Raw genomic sequence first — 17,497 nt, forward strand, 5'->3', positions numbered from 1 at the left:
GATTATGACGATAACGTTTGAAACGATGAAGGCTCGCCGATAGAGCCTTTAACCTAAAAGCCGCGCTGTTTCTCGCTTGCGCGCGCCGCGGGGCGATTTCCCGCCCGGTTGAACTTTGCACGCGCGGGTATACTCCAATCGCGATCACACGGAACCTGAGCATGGCCCGCCTAGCCCGACTTTATGTACCGGACGAGCCGCAGCACGTGATTTTGCGCGGCCTCAACAACCAGTCCGCGTTCGTCGACGCGGAAGACTATGCGTTGTTTCTCGACTGCCTGAAGGCGGCGTCGCGCGATCACTCGCTCGCCGTGCATGCGTATTCGCTGATGCCATCGGCGGTTCATCTGCTCGTGACGCCCCGCGAGGAGACGAGTCTGCCCAAGGCGATGCAGGCCGTCGGGCGACGCTACGTCGCGCACTTCAATCGTCGCTACGGCCGACGCGGCACGCTCTGGGAGGGCCGCTATCGCGCCACCGTGCTCGAAAGCGAGCGCTATTTCCTGCTGTGCAGCCGCTTCGTCGAATTGCGTCCGGTCCGCGCACAAATCGTCGCCGATCCCGTCGACTACAAATGGACGAGCTTCGCCCACCATACGGGCGTCGTGCTTGATGCGCTGATCACCGATCATGCCCAGTACTGGTCGCTCGGCAACACGCCGTTCGAGCGCCAGCGCCGCTACAAGGAAATGATCGAACAGCCGCTTGACGAGCGTGACGTCGACCTGCTCGAGCAGGCGACGCTCAAGGGCTGGGTCATCGGCTCCGAGGCGTGGCTCGACTGGTGCGCGCGTCAGGCGAACCGCCGCGTGTCCCCGTTGCCGCGCGGCCGCCCGCGCAAGGCGCGGGCCGACGAACCCGCGGTCGAACCGGGCTCGGAAGACGACCCGCAACGCCGCGTCGGTTAAGTCTGTCCGCATCGATTGAACCTCGATTGAATGAGTCCCGAGCGGATCGCGCCCTTGCGGCGCGGATCCGTATCGGCACGGCCTCTGGCCGCACGGATGGCAGCGGTGCGAACCCTGGCGCCACGGACCCGACGGGCCGGTACCATACCTCAAATTCAGCATTCGCTGAATTTCGTCGCAAAATTGCAACGGCGTCTCGCAATAATGGATCGCGACGCGACGTCCGGCTCGCTCGATGGCTGTGCACGGACGCCGCGAAGACTGCCTCGAAGTGATGCGCGAAACCGAAGACCCGCCGTGTTTGCGGGTCTTTTTTGGTGAATTTCAAATGTGACCCCAATTAATTCCCACGTTTTTGGTGCGGCTGCAATATATGGGGCCAAATCGCCCATTTTTATTTGGTAATTCTCTGATTCGTCGCGTATATTCCGTATTCCGGCAGGTTTTCCTCGTGATGGTCTATCCGTGGCGTCAAGCCGACATCGTCGGGTTCGAGTCGCGGCATCTAGCAGGCGCAGTCCGGTAGCCCCGTCCGTGGGCCTCCCAATACGTTTCCGGTTCCACCGGCTGTCCCCACAGCCTCCAACCAGGGTGTCAAGATGAAAGACCCGCAAACGACCCTCGGCGCGCCGACCGGCGTGCCCGCCGCGCAAGGTCTCTACGACCCGGCCAACGAGCATGACGCCTGCGGCGTCGGCTTCGTCGCCCATATCAAGGGCAAGAAGAGCCACGGCATCATCGAGCAAGGTCTCAAGATCCTCGAAAACCTCGACCACCGGGGCGCCGTCGGCGCCGATCCGTTGATGGGCGACGGCGCGGGGATCCTGATCCAGATTCCCGACACGTTCTATCGCGAGGAAATGGCGCGTCAGGGCATCGTGTTGCCGCCGGCCGGCGAATACGGCGTCGGCATGATCTTCCTGCCGAAGGAACACGCGTCGCGGCTCGCTTGCGAACAGGAACTCGAACGCACGGTCAAGGCCGAAGGCCAGGTCGTGCTCGGCTGGCGCGACGTGCCGGTCGACCACGCGATGCCGATCTCGCCGACCGTCAAGGCGAGCGAGCCCGTGATCCGCCAGATCTTCATCGGCCGCGGTCGCGACATCATGGTCACCGACGCGCTCGAACGTAAGCTCTACGTGATCCGCAAGACCGCGAGCCACCGCATTCAGGCGCTCAAGCTCGCGCACAGCAAGGAGTATTTCGTGCCGTCGATGTCGGCGCGCACGATCGTCTACAAGGGTCTGCTGCTCGCGCATCAGGTCGGCGTCTACTACCGCGACCTGCAGGACGAACGCGCGGTCTCGGCGCTCGCGCTCGTGCACCAGCGTTTCTCGACGAACACGTTCCCCGCATGGGAACTCGCGCACCCGTACCGTCTCGTCGCGCACAACGGCGAAATCAACACGGTCAAGGGCAATGTGAACTGGCTGTCGGCACGCACCGGCGCGATTTCGAGCGCGGTGCTCGGCGACGATCTCCAGAAGCTCTGGCCGCTGATCTATCCGGGCCAATCGGACACGGCGTCGTTCGACAACTGTCTCGAACTGCTGCTGATGGCCGGCTATCCGCTCGTCCACGCGATGATGATGATGATTCCCGAAGCCTGGGAACAGCACACGCTGATGGACGACAACCGCCGCGCGTTCTACGAATATCACGCCGCGATGATGGAGCCGTGGGACGGCCCCGCCGCGATCGCGTTCACCGACGGCCGTCAGATCGGCGCGACGCTCGACCGTAACGGTCTGCGTCCCGCGCGCTACTGCATCACCGACGACGATTTCGTGATCATGGCGTCGGAAGCCGGCGTGCTGCCGGTGCCCGAATCGAAGATCATCAAGAAGTGGCGTCTGCAGCCGGGCAAGATGTTCCTGATCGACATGGAACACGGTCGCATCGTCGACGACAAGGAGCTCAAGGACAACCTCGCGAACGCGAAGCCGTACAAGAGCTGGATCGACGCCGTGCGCATCAAGCTCGACGAAATCGACGCCGCGTCGACCGATTCGCAGGTCCGCGACAGCGCGTCGCTGCTCGACCTCCAGCAAGCGTTCGGCTACACGCAGGAAGACGTCAAGTTCCTGCTTCAGCCGATGGCGCAGTCGGGTGAGGAAGCCGTCGGCTCGATGGGCAACGACTCGCCGCTCGCGGTGATGTCGGACAAGAACAAGACGCTCTACAACTACTTCAAGCAGTTGTTCGCGCAGGTCACGAACCCGCCGATCGATCCGATCCGCGAGAACATGGTGATGTCGCTCGTTTCGTTCGTCGGTCCGAAGCCGAACCTGCTCGACACGCACCACGTGAACCCGCCGATGCGTCTCGAAGTGTCGCAGCCCGTGCTCGACTTCGAAGACATCGCGAAGATCCGCGACATCGATCAGTTCACGGGCGGCAAGTTCCGTTCGTACGACCTCAACATTTGCTATCCGGTCGCCTGGGGCAAGGAAGGGGTCGAGGCGCGCATCGCTTCGCTGTGCGCGGAAGCCGTCGACGCGGTCAAGTCGGGCTTCAACATCCTGATCGTGTCGGACCGCAAGGCGGACCGCGACAACGTCGCGATCCCCGCGCTGCTCGCGACCTCGGCGATCCACAACCACCTCGTCTCGCAAGGTCTGCGTACGAGCACGGGTCTCGTCGTCGAGACGGGTTCGGCGCGCGAAGTGCATCACTTCGCGCTGCTCGCGGGCTATGGCGCCGAAGCCGTCCACCCGTACCTCGCGATGGAAACGCTGCAGTCGATGGCGTCGTCGCTCGGCGCCGAGATGACGCCCGCGAAGGCCGTCAAGAACTTCGTCAAGGCGATCGGCAAGGGCCTGCATAAGGTCATGTCGAAGATGGGCATCTCGACGTACATGTCGTACACGGGCGCGCAGATCTTCGAAGCGATCGGCCTGAACAAGCAGCTCGTCTCGCAGTACTTCCCTGGCACGGCGTCGAACGTCGGCGGTATCGGCCTGTTCGAAGTCGCCGAGGAAGCCGTGCGTCTGCATCGTGAAGCGTACGGCGACAACCCCGTGCTCGAGAACATGCTCGACGCGGGCGGCGAATACGCATTCCGGATCCGCGGCGAACAGCATATGTGGACGCCGGACGCGATCGCGAAGCTTCAGCATTCGACGCGCTCGAATTCGTACCAGACGTACAAGGAATACGCGAACATCATCAACGACCAAAGCAAGCGCCATATGACGCTGCGCGGTCTGTTCGAATTCAAGGTCGATCCGGCGAAGGCGATTCCGCTCGACGAAGTCGAGTCGGCGAAGAGCATCGTCACGCGTTTCGCGACGGGTGCGATGTCGATGGGCTCGATCAGCTCGGAAGCGCACACGACGCTCGCGATCGCGATGAACCGCATCGGCGGCAAGTCGAACACGGGTGAAGGCGGCGAAGACGCGCGCCGGTATCGCAACGAGCTGCGCGGCATTCCGATCACGAAGGGCGAGACCGTCGCGGGCCTGCTCGGCAGCGAAGCCGTCGTGCGCGACACCGTGCTCGAAGACGGCGACTCGCTGCGTTCGAAGATCAAGCAGGTCGCATCGGGCCGCTTCGGCGTGACCGCCGAGTACCTGACGTCGGCCGACCAGATCCAGATCAAGATGGCGCAGGGCGCGAAGCCCGGCGAAGGCGGCCAGTTGCCGGGTCACAAGGTGTCCGACTACATCGGCAAGCTTCGCTACTCGGTGCCGGGCGTCGGTCTGATTTCGCCGCCGCCGCACCACGACATCTACTCGATCGAAGATCTCGCGCAGCTGATCCACGATCTGAAGAACGTCAACGCGAAGGCCGACATCTCGGTCAAGCTCGTGTCCGAAGTCGGTGTCGGCACGGTGGCCGCGGGTGTCGCGAAGGCCAAGGCCGATCACGTCGTGATCGCCGGTCATGACGGCGGCACGGGTGCGTCGCCGCTGTCGTCGATGAAGCACGCAGGCTCGCCGTGGGAACTCGGCCTGGCCGAAACCCAGCAGACGCTCGTGCTCAACCGCCTGCGCGGCCGTATCCGCCTGCAGGCCGACGGTCAGATGAAGACGGGCCGCGACGTCGTCATCGGCGCGCTGCTCGGCGCCGACGAATTCGGCTTCGCGACGGCGCCGCTCGTCGTCGAAGGCTGCATCATGATGCGCAAGTGCCATCTGAACACGTGCCCGGTCGGCGTCGCGACGCAGGATCCGGTGCTGCGCCGCAAGTTCGGTGGCCAGCCCGAACACGTCGTCAACTACTTCTTCTTCGTCGCCGAAGAAGTGCGCGAGATCATGGCGCAGCTCGGCGTGCGCACGTTCGACGAACTCATCGGCCGCGCCGAACTGCTCGACACGAAGAAGGGCATCGAGCACTGGAAGGCGCGCGGTCTCGACTTCTCGCGGATCTTCTACCAGGCCGACGCGCCGGCCGACGTGCCGCGCATTCACGTCGACACGCAGGATCACGGCCTCGTGCGCGCGCTCGATCACACGCTGATCGAGAAGGCCCGCGCGGCGCTCGAGAACGGCGAGCACGTCTCGTTCATCCAGCCGGTGCGTAACGTGAACCGTACCGTCGGCGCGATGCTCTCGGGCGAAGTCGCGCGCCGCTACGGCCATGACGGTCTGCCGGACGACACGATCCATGTCCAGTTCAAGGGCACGGCGGGCCAGAGCTTCGGCGCGTTCCTCGCGCGCGGCGTGACGCTCGACCTCGTCGGCGACGGCAACGACTATGTCGGCAAGGGCCTGTCGGGCGGGCGCATCATCATCCGTCCGACGAACGACTTCCGCGGCAAGGCCGAAGACAACATCATCTGCGGCAACACGGTGCTCTACGGCGCGGTCGAGGGTGAAGCGTTCTTCCGCGGTGTCGCAGGCGAGCGTTTCGCGGTCCGTAACTCGGGCGCGACGACCGTCGTCGAAGGCACGGGCGACCATGGCTGCGAGTACATGACCGGCGGCACGGTCGTCGTGCTCGGCGAGACGGGCCGTAACTTCGCGGCCGGCATGTCGGGCGGCGTCGCGTACGTCTACGATCCCGAAGGCACGTTCCGCGCGAAGTGCAATACGTCGATGGTCGCGCTCGATCCGGTGCTGCCGGCGGTCGAACAGGAACGTACGCTCGATCGCGCGTTGTGGCACCGTGGCCTCGGCGACGAAGCACAACTGCGCGACCTGATCGAACGGCACTTCCAGTTCACGGGCTCGACGCGCGCGAAATCGCTGCTTGAAAACTGGGACACCTCGCGTGCGGCATTCGTGAAGGTGTTCCCGGTCGACTACAAGCGCGCGCTCGGCGAACTTGGCGCGAAGGCCAGCAAGCAGGCGCTCGCGGCCTGATCCGCGGCGCATCGATACTGACAAGGCAGGCGGCGGACGCCGCGCGCATCGCACGATGCGCCGCGCGCGCCGACCGCCGGATCCTCACCAATACGGATAGAGAATCGAATGGGTAAGGCAACCGGTTTTCTCGAATTTGAGCGCCGCAACGAGACGTACGAACCGTCGACCGCGCGCGTCAAGCACTACAAGGAATTCGTCTTCGCACTGTCCGACGAGGACGCGAAGATCCAGGGCGCACGTTGCATGGACTGCGGCATTCCGTTCTGCAATAACGGCTGCCCGGTCAACAACGTGATTCCCGACTTCAACGACCTCGTCTATCGGCAGGACTGGAAGTCGGCGATTCAGGTGCTGCACTCGACGAACAACTTCCCCGAGTTCACGGGCCGGATCTGCCCGGCGCCGTGCGAAGCGGCCTGCACGCTGAACATCAATGACGACGCGGTCGGCATCAAGTCGATCGAGCACGCGATCATCGACAAGGCGTGGGAAGAGGGCTGGGTCGAGCCGCAACCGGCCAAGCACAAGACCGGCAAGAAGGTCGCGGTCGTCGGATCGGGCCCCGCGGGCCTCGCGGCCGCGCAGCAGCTCGCGCGTGCGGGTCACGCCGTGACCGTGTTCGAAAAGAACGATCGCGCCGGCGGCCTGCTTCGCTACGGCATTCCCGACTTCAAGATGGAGAAGGGCCTGATCGACCGCCGCATCGAGCAGATGGAAGCCGAAGGCGTGACGTTTCGCACGGGCGTGTATGTCGGCGGCGAAGGCTTCCCCGTACATATCCAGAACGGTTCGCGCGAAACGATTTCGCCGAAGCAACTGAAGGCCGACTTCGATGCGGTCGTGATCGCCGGCGGCGCCGAAATGCCGCGCGATCTGCCCGTGCCGGGCCGCGAGCTGCAAGGCACGTACTTCGCGATGGAGTTCCTGCCGCAACAAAACAAGGTCAATGCGGGCGACGTCGTCGAGCATCAGCTCAAGGCGACGGGCAAGCACGTGATCGTGATCGGCGGCGGCGATACGGGTTCGGACTGCGTCGGCACGTCGAACCGTCACGGCGCGGCGAGCGTCACGCAATTCGAATTGCTGCCGCAACCGCCCGAGCAAGAGAACAAGACGATGGTCTGGCCGTACTGGCCGATCAAGCTGCGCACGTCGTCGTCGCACGAGGAAGGCTGCTCGCGCGACTGGGCGGTCGCGACGAAGCGTCTCGAAGGCAGCAACGGCAAGGTCGAGAAGCTGATCGCGGCGCGTGTCGAATGGAAGGACGGCAAGATGCAGGAAGTGCCGGACTCCGAGTTCGAAATGAAGGCCGATCTCGTGCTGCTCGCGATGGGTTTCGTGTCGCCGGTCGCGACCGTGCTCGAGGCGTTCGGCGTCGACAAGGATGCGCGCGGCAATGCGCGTGCGGCGACCGAAGGCGATCGCGCGTACTACACGAACGTCGACAAGGTGTTCGCGGCGGGCGATGTGCGCCGTGGCCAGTCGCTCGTCGTCTGGGCGATCCGCGAAGGCCGCCAGGCCGCGCGCGCGGTCGATACGTACCTGATGGGCAGCTCGGAACTCCCGCGCTGATCGGTCCGCGGTACGCGCGCGGCGGCGTGTGAGCGTCCGCCGTGTGCGATGTCGCGAGACCCCGAAGACCTGACGAAGACCCCGATGGGTCCGGCTCATGCCGGCGCATCGGGGTCTTTTTTTGCCTGACGCCGACGGTAGCGATCGTCGGCGACACGGCCGATCCTTTCGCGATCGGCTCGGTTCGTCCGCGCTTTCCGGGGTGCCGGTCGGGGCCGTCCCGAGGCGTTCGGCTTTGGGATGCCGTAGCGACTTACGCCGCCGCCGCGACCTGTTCGCGCGTGATCAGAATCGTGTCGCGATGGTAGACATCGAGCGAGTCGCGATGCGCGACGCTGACGATCGCGGTGCCCGGCAATTCGCGCAGCAGGGCTTCGTAGACGTGACGCTCGGTCGGCGCGTCGAGCGCGCTCGTCGCTTCGTCGAGGAACACGAAGTCGGGCTTCTGCAGCAGCACGCGCGCGAACGCGAGCCGTTGCTGTTCGCCGGGCGACAGACGGCGTGTCCAATGCGCGTCTTCGTCGAGACGGTCGACGTAGTCGTCGAGCTTGACCATGCGCAGCGCCGCGCGGCACGCATCGTCGGTGAACGCCGTCGCCTGCGACGGATAGGCGAGCGCGGCGTGCAGCGGGCCGATCGGGATATAGCTGACCTGCGGCACGAACAGCAGCTTGGCCGAGACGGGGATGTCGATTGATCCGTCGCCGAACGGCCAGAGACCCGCGAGCGCGCGCAGCAGCGTGCTCTTGCCGGACCCCGATGCGCCGCGCACGAGCACGCGCGCGCCCGGATCGATGCCGATCTCGCCCACGCGAGCCAACACGGTGCCGTCGGGCAGCGCGAGCACGAGGCGGTCGGTGCGCAACGATTGCGTATCGGTCAGATGGCGATTGATGCCGCCGTGCTCGGTGGCCGGAGACAGGGCTTCGCGCGTGTGTTGCTCGTCGATCGAGCGCACGAACTCACGCAGCCGGTTGACCGTCGCGCGCCAGCCCGCGAGGGTCGAGAAACTGTTGATGAACCATGAAAACGACTCGCTGACCGTGCCGAACGCATCGGAGATCTGGAACAGCGTGCCGATCGGATAGGCGCCCGAGAAATAGCGCGGCGCCGCGACGAAGAACGGGAAGATGTTCGCGAGCTGACCGTAGACGGCGTTCACGATCGTGAGCCGCTTCGTGTAGGTCATGATGCCGCGCCAGTTGTCGTAAATCGTCTGGAAGATCGTGCGCGCCTGCTTGCGTTCGGCGTCGGCGCCGCCATAGAGCGCGATCTGTTCGGCGTTCTCGCGCACGCGCACGAGGAAGAAACGGAAATTCGCCTCGACGCGCTGCTTCTGATAGTTGATCGCCACGAGCGGCTTGCCGAAGCGCTGGATCACGAACGACCCCGCGAGCGCATAGAGCGCGGCGGCCCAGACCATATAGCCGGGGATCGTGACGACGGTGCCCGAGACCGTGAAGGTCAGCGCGCCCGCAATATGCCAGAGAATGAAGACGAACGAAAACAGCGTGACGACCGTCGACAGCAGATCGAGCGAGAGCGCAAGCGTCGTGCTCGCGAGCGATTCGAGGTCGTCCGAGATCCGTTGGTCAGGGTTGTCGGCGAGGCGGTCGCGCTCGATCCGATAGAACGCGTGGTCCGACAGCCACCGTTCGACGAAGCGCGTCGTGAGCCATGTGCGCCAGCGAATCTCGAGGAGCTGACGGAACCAGATGCGCGTCGTCACGATGAAGATGTACGCGAACGCGAGGTACGAGAACTCGAGCATCGAGTGGATGAACACGTTCCAGTTCTTCGCCGCGAGCGCGTCGTAGAACTCGCGATTCCACGCGTTGAGCCGCACGTTGATATAGACGATCGCCATGTTCAGCGCGATCACGAGCAGCAACAGCCCGATCGCGCTCCATCGTTCCTCCGAGACCCAGTACGGCTTGATAAGGCTCCACGCGGTGACGCGCGACGCGTCGGCCGAACGGGCCGAGGTATGAAGCGGGGCGGCGGTGTCGTTCATGCGTATCTTCTCGGGGAGCGGTTCGGGTGCAGCGAGTCTGCGATGCCGAACTTTATTGAGACTTAAAATGTACGGAGCATTGTGCCAGAGCCACTGCGGGCGGGCTTTGCGGGCGTAGCACGCATGCTTACGAGAAATGACGGCGGGTGGACGCGTCTGTGCCGGAGGGCTGCGCGTTTGCGGGTGTCAGGCCATGTGTGATTTAATGCCCGGGACGAAACAGGGGTGCTTTGCGAGTCGTGCAAGGCTGAGAAAACACCCTTCGGACCCGATCCGGATAATACCGGCGCGGGAAGTTTTCGACACCGCCCAGCGCGTTTTCGACGTCGGCGCACGCGATCGATCCCCTCGGATGCCGTGCCGCGCGAGACCGATCGCGTCGTGCAGCGCGTGCCGACCGGCATCCGCACAGCCGGGTTGCCGAATACGCCGCATCGCGGCGCGAGGACCGGCGGTCCGCCGCTCCGAAGGCCGCGTGCGGGCCGCTGCACAGGCGGCCGGCGATTCCGCGATGGCGTCCCTTGTCTCGTCCAGACCGTTAATGCCCCGTTCGATTGGGAATCTTGCGATGGACGCGCCCGCAGCACACCGTATGTCTTCTGAATCCGATTTCGCCGTGATCGGCGGCGGCCTGATCGGCCGCCTGATCGCGTGGCGTCTCGCGGGCGCCGGCGCGCGCGTCGCGCTCTACGAGCGCGGCGACGCACAGGGCCGCGAGTCGGCCGCCTGGGTCGCCGCGGCGATGCTCGCGCCGCTCGCCGAGGCCGCCTCGGCCGAATTGCTGATCACCGAACTCGGCGCGGCGTCGCTCGACGCATGGCCCGCCTTGCTGGCCCAATTGCCTCGCCCCGTGTTCTTTCAGCGCAACGGCACGCTCGTCGTCTGGCATCCGAGCGATCGCGCGGAGTCGACGATGTTCACGAGCCGGCTGCGCGTCAACGCGCCGGCGTCGCTGCTCCAGGGCGGTCTCGTTGCGCTCTCGGGCGCCGCGCTCGACGAGGCCGAGCCGGTGCTCGGCGGCCGGTTTCAACAGGGATTTCTGCTGCCCGACGAGGGACAACTCGACAATCGCCAGGTGCTCGAAGCGCTCGCGGAAGGCCTCGTCGCGCGCGGCGTCGAGACGCATTGGCATACGGAACTCGACGATGCGCGGATCGAGGCGTTGCCCGCGCGGTATCGAATCGATTGTCGCGGACTCGGCGCGAAACCCGCATGGAACGGACTGCGCGGCATCCGGGGCGAGGTTGCCCGCGTGCACGCGCCGGGCGTCGGACTGCGGCGGCCCGTGCGCCTGCTGCATCCGCGCTATCCGCTCTATATCGCGCCGAAGGAACACGACCGGTATGTGATCGGCGCGACGGAAATCGAAGGCGAAGACATGTCGCCGATCAGCGTGCGCTCGTCGCTCGAACTGCTGAGCGCAGCGTTTTCGATTCATCCGGGCTTCGGCGAGGCGCGTATCCTCGAACTTTCGACGCAATGCCGCCCCACGCTGCCCGACCATCGTCCTCGGATCCGCCGGGTCGGCGACCGGGTCATGCGGGTCAACGGGCTCTATCGTCATGGATTCATGCTGGCGCCCGAAGTCTCGCGGCTCGCGGTCGACTGCGCGCTCGCGCAGGCATCCGGGGCGTGCGCGGACGCCGACGCATTCGAATACTGGGCGGCCGGCACGCGATGGCCGAGTCTGTTCGCGAGCGATGCGCCGCAGGGTCAGACAGCATGAACCCGCGTGACGAGATCGCCGCGGGCCGGATCGCGCATGCGTGCGCGGTCGCGCGCGAGCCAATGTACACAGGCGCTTACGCACACAGGGTGCGCACAAGAGGAATCGCATAAGGGGCGCGCATAAGCGGATCCGTACACGCGCAGATGAACACCGATGCGACCTCGATCGCCGCATCGCACTCGATGGAAGACGGATGGATATTCAGATCAATCAACAGGCGCTGACGGTGCCCGAGCAAGCGACCGTCGCTGACGCGCTCGCGGCGTTCGGCGCGCAGCCGCCGTTCGCGGTCGCGGTCAATGGCGCATTCGTCGCGCGCGCGCGGCATGCCGCGCATGTGCTCAACGCCGGCGATCGCGTCGATGTCGTGCGTCCCGTGACAGGCGGTTGATCCGCGTGAACCTCTCAAGCATGAAGGACAATATGGAAGACACTTTGGTGCTCTACGGCGAGCGTTTCGCGAGCCGTGTGCTGCTCGGCACCGCGCGCTATCCGTCGCTCGCGACGCTCGGCGAATCGATCGAAGTCTGCGGTCCCGGCATGGTCACGGTCGCATTGCGGCGTCAGATGGCGGCCGATGCCGACGGCACCGTCGGATTCTTCGAGATGCTCAAGCAGTACGCCGTGCCGTTGCTGCCGAACACGGCCGGGTGTCACTCGGTCCAGGAGGTGCTGACCACGGCCGAGATGGCGCGCGAGGTCTTCGAGACCGACTGGATCAAGCTCGAACTGATCGGCGACGACTATACGCTGCAGCCCGATCCGATCGGCCTCGTCGACGCGGCGAGCCAGCTCGTGCGCGCGGGGTTCAAGGTGCTGCCGTATTGCACCGAGGATCTCGTCGTCGGACGCCGTCTGCTCGACGCGGGCTGCCAGGCGTTGATGCCGTGGGGCGCGCCGATCGGCACGGGCAAGGGCATCGTCAATCCGTACGGCTTGCGCGTGCTGCGCGACCGTCTGCCGGACGTCCCGCTGATCGTCGACGCGGGACTCGGCGTACCGTCCCACGCATGCCAGGTCATGGAGTGGGGATTCGACGGCGTCCTGCTCAATACGGCCGTCTCGCAAGCGGCGTCGCCGGCGCGGATGGCGCACGCGTTCGCCCAGGCCGTCGAGGCCGGCCGCGCCGCGTATCTCGCGGGACCGATGGCCGAGCGCGAGAGCGCGCAGGCGAGCACGCCGACGGTCGGCATGCCGTTCTGGCATCACGAAGCGGGGCATCTCGCATGACATCGAACATGCTCCATACCCCCGAGCGCGTCGATTCCGAGGCCTTCTGGCCGCCGGCCGACGAATTGCTCGAAGCGGCCGACGACATCCGCGCGTCGCTGGGTTCGAACTGGCCGGCGCCCGCACGGAAGCTGCGCTTTTGCCTGTCGGCGCCGACTCGACCGAGCCCGACGGACGTCCGCGTGCTGATCGATGCGAGCGCGCATCCCGATGAGCGGCGCGCGTGGCTTGAGGCGGGAGCCGCGATCATCGAGGCGGCGCCCGCGCGCGTCGAGCTGCGCACGGCGTCCGAGGTCTATGCGTGGTCGGGCGAGCGTTCCGATGACTGGCTCGCCGCGCTTGCCGCCTTTTGCGCATGCGATTTCGCCTTGCACGACGCGTTGACGCTGGCGCTCGCCTGGCGCCCCGACGCGCACGCGACGGGCCCAATCACGGACCCAACCGCGGACCCAACCGCGGACCCGCGCGCGAACCAGCCCGCGGACCATGCCGCAGCCCGAGCGATCGCGCCCGGATGGCCTGTCGATCTCGCCACGTACCCGGCGATCGAAGGGCTGCCCGCGCCGGGCCGCCCATTCCCGACGTGCCCCGACGCGCTGGGTCTCTATCCCGTCGTGCCGACGGCCGAGTGGATCGAGCGCCTGCTCGAGCGCGGCGTCCGCACGATCCAGCTGCGCACCAAATCGACCGACGGCCGTTGGCTCGACGCCGAGATCGCGCGCGCGGTGCGGGCGGCGCGCGCGTGCGATGCGCGTCTGTTCATCAACGATCACTGGCAACGCGCGATCGACGCGGGCGCCTACGGCGTGCACCTGGGTCAGGAAGACCTCCAGACCGCCGATCTCGATGCGATCGCGGCCGCGGGTCTGCGTCTCGGCCTGTCGACGCACGGTCCGTACGAGATGCTCGTCGCGCTGCGCTTTCGCCCGAGCTATATCGCGATGGGCGCCGTTTTCCCGACCACGACCAAGCAAATGCCGACGGCGCCGCAGGGGCTCGTGCGGCTCGCGCATTACGCGGGGTTACTGTCGGGACACGTGCCGCTCGTCGCGATCGGCGGGATCGATCTATCGGTCATCGACGCCGTGCTCGCGACCGGCGTCGGCAGCGCCGCGGTCGTACGGGCCGTGACGGAGGCCCCGGATCTCACGGCGGCCGTCGATGCGCTGCAAGCGCATTTCGGTGTCTCGGATTGAGCGTCGCGCGCCAATCCGATCGGTGCTCGCCAACCTTTCAAATAGAAAGAAAAGAAAGTCTTTGTTAAGCTCTCGGATCGCCTGCCGCGGCAGGTGTCCGGCTTAACCCCTATAATGCGCCGTCCAGTCAGAAAACCCCTACTGTGCCAAATCCAATGCCCGATCCCATTCTCGAATTGAAGCAAGTCGAGTTCGGCTATGGCGAAACGTCCGTCCTGTCGTCGGTCGACATGCGTTTCGGACGCGGGCAGGTCGTCGCGGTCATGGGCGGGTCGGGCTGCGGGAAGACGACGATTCTGAGGTTGATCGGCGGACTGATTCGCGCACGGCGCGGCCAGGTCCTCTTCGAGGGACAGAACATCGGCGCGCTCGACGAAGCCGGGCTCTATGCGGCGCGGCGCCGGATGGGGATGCTGTTCCAGTTCGGCGCGCTTTTTACCGACATGTCGGTGTTCGACAATGTGGCGTTCCCGCTGCGGGAGCACACCGACTTGCCCGATGACATCGTTCGCGACCTCGTGCTCATGAAGCTCAATGCGGTTGGCCTGCGTGGCGCGCGTGCGCTGACGCCGTCCGAGATCTCGGGCGGCATGGCGCGTCGTGTCGCGCTGGCGCGCGCGATCGCGCTCGATCCGGCGCTGATCATGTACGACGAACCGTTTGCGGGGCTCGATCCGATCTCGCTCGGCATCACGGCGAATCTGATTCGCACGCTGAACCGCGCGCTCGGCGCGACGTCGATTCTCGTCACGCACGACGTGCCCGAGTCGTTCGGCATCGCCGACTACGTCTATTTCATCGCGAACGGCGGCGTGCACGCGGAAGGCACGCCCGACATGCTGCGCGCGTCGGACGACCCGATCGTGCGTCAATTCATCGACGCCGCGCCCGACGGTCCGTTCAAGTTCCACTACGCGAACGCCGGACTCGATCACGACTTCGGCTTCGCGTCCGCTGCCTCGGCGTCGGTCCCGGCTTCGACGGAGACGCGCGCGTGATTGAAGCGATCGGGCGGGGCTTCATCGACGCGATTGCGCGCACCGGCTACGGCGCGCGCATGTTCGTGCGTCTCGTGCTGCTTGGGTTCGCGATGGTGCGGCGTCCGCGCCTCGTGATGAAGCAGATCCATTTTCTCGGCAATTATTCATTGCTGATCATCGGCGTGTCGGGCCTGTTCGTCGGCTTCGTGCTCGGTCTGCAGGGCTACTACACGCTGAACCGCTACGGCTCGGAACAGGCCTTGGGCCTGCTCGTCGCGCTGTCGCTCGTGCGCGAACTCGGGCCCGTCGTCACGGGCCTGCTGTTCGCGGGGCGCGCGGGGACGTCGCTGACCGCGGAGATCGGCCTCATGAAGGCCGGCGAACAGCTGACCGCGATGGAAATGATGGCGGTCGATCCGATGTCCGTCGTACTCGCGCCGCGCTTCTGGGCCGGCGCGATCGCGATGCCCGCGCTGGCCGCGATCTTCAGCGCGGTCGGCATCCTCGGCGGGTATGTCGTCGGCGTCGTCATGATCGGTGTCGATCCGGGCGCGTTCTGGTCGCAAATGCAGGGCGGCATCGACGTCTGGAGCGATGTCGGCAACGGCGTGCTCAAGAGCGTCGTGTTCGGGCTCGCCGTGACGTTTATCGCGCTGTTCCAGGGTTTTGAGGCGAAGCCGACCCCCGAAGGCGTCTCGCGTGCGACGACGCGCACGGTCGTCTATGCGTCGCTGTCCGTGCTCGGACTCGATTTCCTGCTGACCGCGCTGATGTTCGCGAACTAGCCCCTTCGTCCATTCCGGCCCTCCCACGTCGACCTACGAACGTCCCAAGAATCGAAAGCAGAGAGAACGCATGAAGAAAAACGCACTGGACTTCTGGGTTGGCGTATTCGTGATCGTGGGATTCGCCGCGTTGCTGTTTCTCGCGCTCAAGGCGGCGAACCTGAGTGCGCTGTCGTTCCAGCCGACCTACGACGTCAAGCTCAATTTCGACAATATCGGCGGACTCAAGCCGCGTGCGGCGGTCAAGAGTTCGGGCGTGGTCGTCGGGCGCGTCAAGAGCATCGGGTTCGACGACAAGGCGTATCAGGCGGTCGTCACGCTGTCGATCGACAAGCAATACCAATTCCCGAAGGATTCGTCGGCCAAGATCCTGACCTCGGGCCTGCTCGGCGAGCAATACATCGGCCTCGAACCGGGCGGCGACACCGACATGCTGAAATCGGGCGATACGATCACAATGACGCAATCAGCGATCGTGCTCGAGAACCTGATCGGGCAGTTTCTCTATAACAAAGCGGCCGACGCGGGCACGAAGGCGGCGCCCGCCGGTCCGGCCGCAACGCCGGCGCCCGCCACGTCGGGCGCACCGGCGGACGCTCAAGGGGTGAAGTAATGAATGTTCGGCACCTTCCGCGCCTCGGCGCGCTGGCTCTGAGCCTCGCGCTCGCGGCGTGCGCGACGACGCGCACGCCGTCGCCGAGCGATCCGCTCGAAGGCATGAATCGTGCAATCTTCACGTTCAACGACACGCTCGACAAGTACACGTTCAAGCCGGTCGCGCAGGGTTACCAATGGGCGGTGCCGCAGCCGATCCGCACGGGCGTGACCAATGTGTTCGCGAACGTCGGCGACGCGTACACGGCGTTCAACGAATTGCTGCAGCTCAAGATCACCGATTTCGTATCGGACGTCATGCGCGTGACGGTCAATACGTTCTGGGGGCTCGGCGGGTTGTTCGACGTCGCGACGTTGATGAATCTGCCCAAGCATCAACAGGATTTCGGTCTGACGATGGGGCGCTACGGCGTGCCGGCGGGCCCGTATCTCGTGATCCCGCTGCTCGGCCCGAGCGATCTGCGCGACGGCGTCGGCACGATCGTCGATTTCGAGCTCGATCCGACGTCGTTCATCAGTCCGGTGAGCCTGCGCAACTACATCTTCGTCGTGCGTCTCGTGAATACGCGGGCGAACCTGCTCGGCGCCAGCGATCTGCTCTCGAACGCGGCGCTCGACAAGTATTCGTTCGTGCGTGACGCGTATCAGCAGCGCCGCGCGTATTTGCTGCACGCGGGTAACGGTACGTCGGCGCCGCTGCCGAATTACGATGACGAGGGCGCGACCGATAGCGGTGCGGCAGCGCCCGCGGCGGGCGCTGCGCCGACGTCGCCGGGCAAGGCGGCGCCCGCGAGTCCGGCGTCGTCGCCGGCTCCGACGACGCCCGCGCCGGGATCGTCGCACCCGACGCCCGCACCCGCGGCGCCCGCATCGGACGCGAGTCCGGGCGCCTCGTCGGACGGTGGCGCGGCGACCGCGTCGTCGAGCGATGCGGTCGCGTCGGCGCCTGTCGGGGCAAGCGAGCCGGTCGAACCGTCGATGCCGGGATCGCAGATGATGATGCCGTCGATCGCGCCCGCGCTCCGGGTCAAGTGACGTCGAGCCGACCGGGTTGCGCGTGACCGTGCAAGCATGCGGGATGGCGCTGCGGTCGGTCGTGGCCTGTCGCCGGCGCGCTTGAAACGATTCGAAATGTCTCGGCGCGCGCGTGCGTCAAACG

The 17,497-nt window shown here is 65.6% G+C and carries 12 protein-coding genes and 1 riboswitch; of the genes, 11 read left to right on the top strand and 1 reads right to left on the bottom strand.

All coding sequences use genetic code 11. The features are described from left to right. Nucleotides 1-161 precede the first annotated feature (161 nt). From D7S86_RS25605 to D7S86_RS25615, 3 genes are all read left to right on the top strand, one after another. Complete coding sequence (locus D7S86_RS25605; protein WP_121090765.1) at nucleotides 162-908, top strand: transposase; 747 nt, start codon at nucleotides 162-164, stop codon at nucleotides 906-908. Nucleotides 909-1,507: 599 nt separating this feature from the next. Further along, entirely contained in the window at nucleotides 1,508-6,214 is a 4,707-nt protein-coding gene (locus D7S86_RS25610; RefSeq protein WP_121090766.1) for a glutamate synthase-related protein, read from the top strand. Between the two features lie 108 nt (nucleotides 6,215-6,322). Beyond that, entirely contained in the window at nucleotides 6,323-7,789 is a 1,467-nt protein-coding gene (locus D7S86_RS25615; protein WP_121090767.1) for a glutamate synthase subunit beta, read from the top strand. A gap of 253 nt (nucleotides 7,790-8,042) precedes the next feature. Here the strand turns inward: D7S86_RS25615 and D7S86_RS25620 are convergent, their stop codons facing one another. After that, the gene (locus D7S86_RS25620) at nucleotides 8,043-9,803 is read right to left on the bottom strand and encodes an ABC transporter ATP-binding protein/permease (protein WP_121090768.1); all 1,761 of its coding nucleotides are present in this window, start codon (nucleotides 9,801-9,803) and stop codon (nucleotides 8,043-8,045) included. Between the two features lie 211 nt (nucleotides 9,804-10,014). After that, a riboswitch (TPP riboswitch) is annotated at nucleotides 10,015-10,115 on the top strand. Between the two features lie 280 nt (nucleotides 10,116-10,395). On the opposite strand from D7S86_RS25620, the gene D7S86_RS25625 reads away from it, so the two are divergent. From D7S86_RS25625 to D7S86_RS25660, 8 genes are all read left to right on the top strand, one after another. Next, on the top strand, nucleotides 10,396-11,529 hold the full coding sequence (locus D7S86_RS25625; protein ID WP_205962895.1) for an FAD-dependent oxidoreductase: 1,134 nt from the start codon (nucleotides 10,396-10,398) through the stop codon (nucleotides 11,527-11,529). A 196-nt stretch (nucleotides 11,530-11,725) separates the two neighbouring features. Continuing rightward, nucleotides 11,726-11,923, top strand: coding sequence for a sulfur carrier protein ThiS (thiS, locus tag D7S86_RS25630; RefSeq protein WP_121090770.1), 198 nt, complete (start codon nucleotides 11,726-11,728; stop codon nucleotides 11,921-11,923). Nucleotides 11,924-11,955: 32 nt separating this feature from the next. After that, the gene (locus tag D7S86_RS25635; RefSeq protein WP_420813305.1) at nucleotides 11,956-12,762 is read left to right on the top strand and encodes a thiazole synthase; all 807 of its coding nucleotides are present in this window, start codon (nucleotides 11,956-11,958) and stop codon (nucleotides 12,760-12,762) included. An 8-nt stretch (nucleotides 12,763-12,770) separates the two neighbouring features. Next, the gene (thiE, locus tag D7S86_RS25640) at nucleotides 12,771-13,958 is read left to right on the top strand and encodes a thiamine phosphate synthase (RefSeq protein WP_121090771.1); all 1,188 of its coding nucleotides are present in this window, start codon (nucleotides 12,771-12,773) and stop codon (nucleotides 13,956-13,958) included. 155 nt (nucleotides 13,959-14,113) lie between these two features. After that, the gene (locus D7S86_RS25645; RefSeq protein ID WP_121090772.1) at nucleotides 14,114-14,956 is read left to right on the top strand and encodes an ABC transporter ATP-binding protein; all 843 of its coding nucleotides are present in this window, start codon (nucleotides 14,114-14,116) and stop codon (nucleotides 14,954-14,956) included. Then, a complete protein-coding gene (gene mlaE / locus D7S86_RS25650) occupies nucleotides 14,953-15,723 on the top strand; it encodes a lipid asymmetry maintenance ABC transporter permease subunit MlaE (RefSeq protein ID WP_121090773.1) in 771 nt (256 codons plus the stop codon). The genes D7S86_RS25645 and mlaE overlap by 4 nt, the downstream gene beginning before the upstream one ends. A 70-nt stretch (nucleotides 15,724-15,793) precedes the next feature. Further along, on the top strand, nucleotides 15,794-16,336 hold the full coding sequence (gene mlaD, locus D7S86_RS25655; RefSeq protein WP_121090774.1) for an outer membrane lipid asymmetry maintenance protein MlaD: 543 nt from the start codon (nucleotides 15,794-15,796) through the stop codon (nucleotides 16,334-16,336). Then, complete coding sequence (locus D7S86_RS25660; RefSeq protein ID WP_121090775.1) at nucleotides 16,336-17,373, top strand: MlaA family lipoprotein; 1,038 nt, start codon at nucleotides 16,336-16,338, stop codon at nucleotides 17,371-17,373. Before mlaD ends, D7S86_RS25660 begins: the two co-directional genes overlap by 1 nt. Nucleotides 17,374-17,497: the final 124 nt, after the last annotated feature.

Source organism: Pararobbsia silviterrae (genome assembly GCF_003628125.1).
GTDB classification, from domain to species: domain Bacteria; phylum Pseudomonadota; class Gammaproteobacteria; order Burkholderiales; family Burkholderiaceae; genus Pararobbsia; species Pararobbsia silviterrae.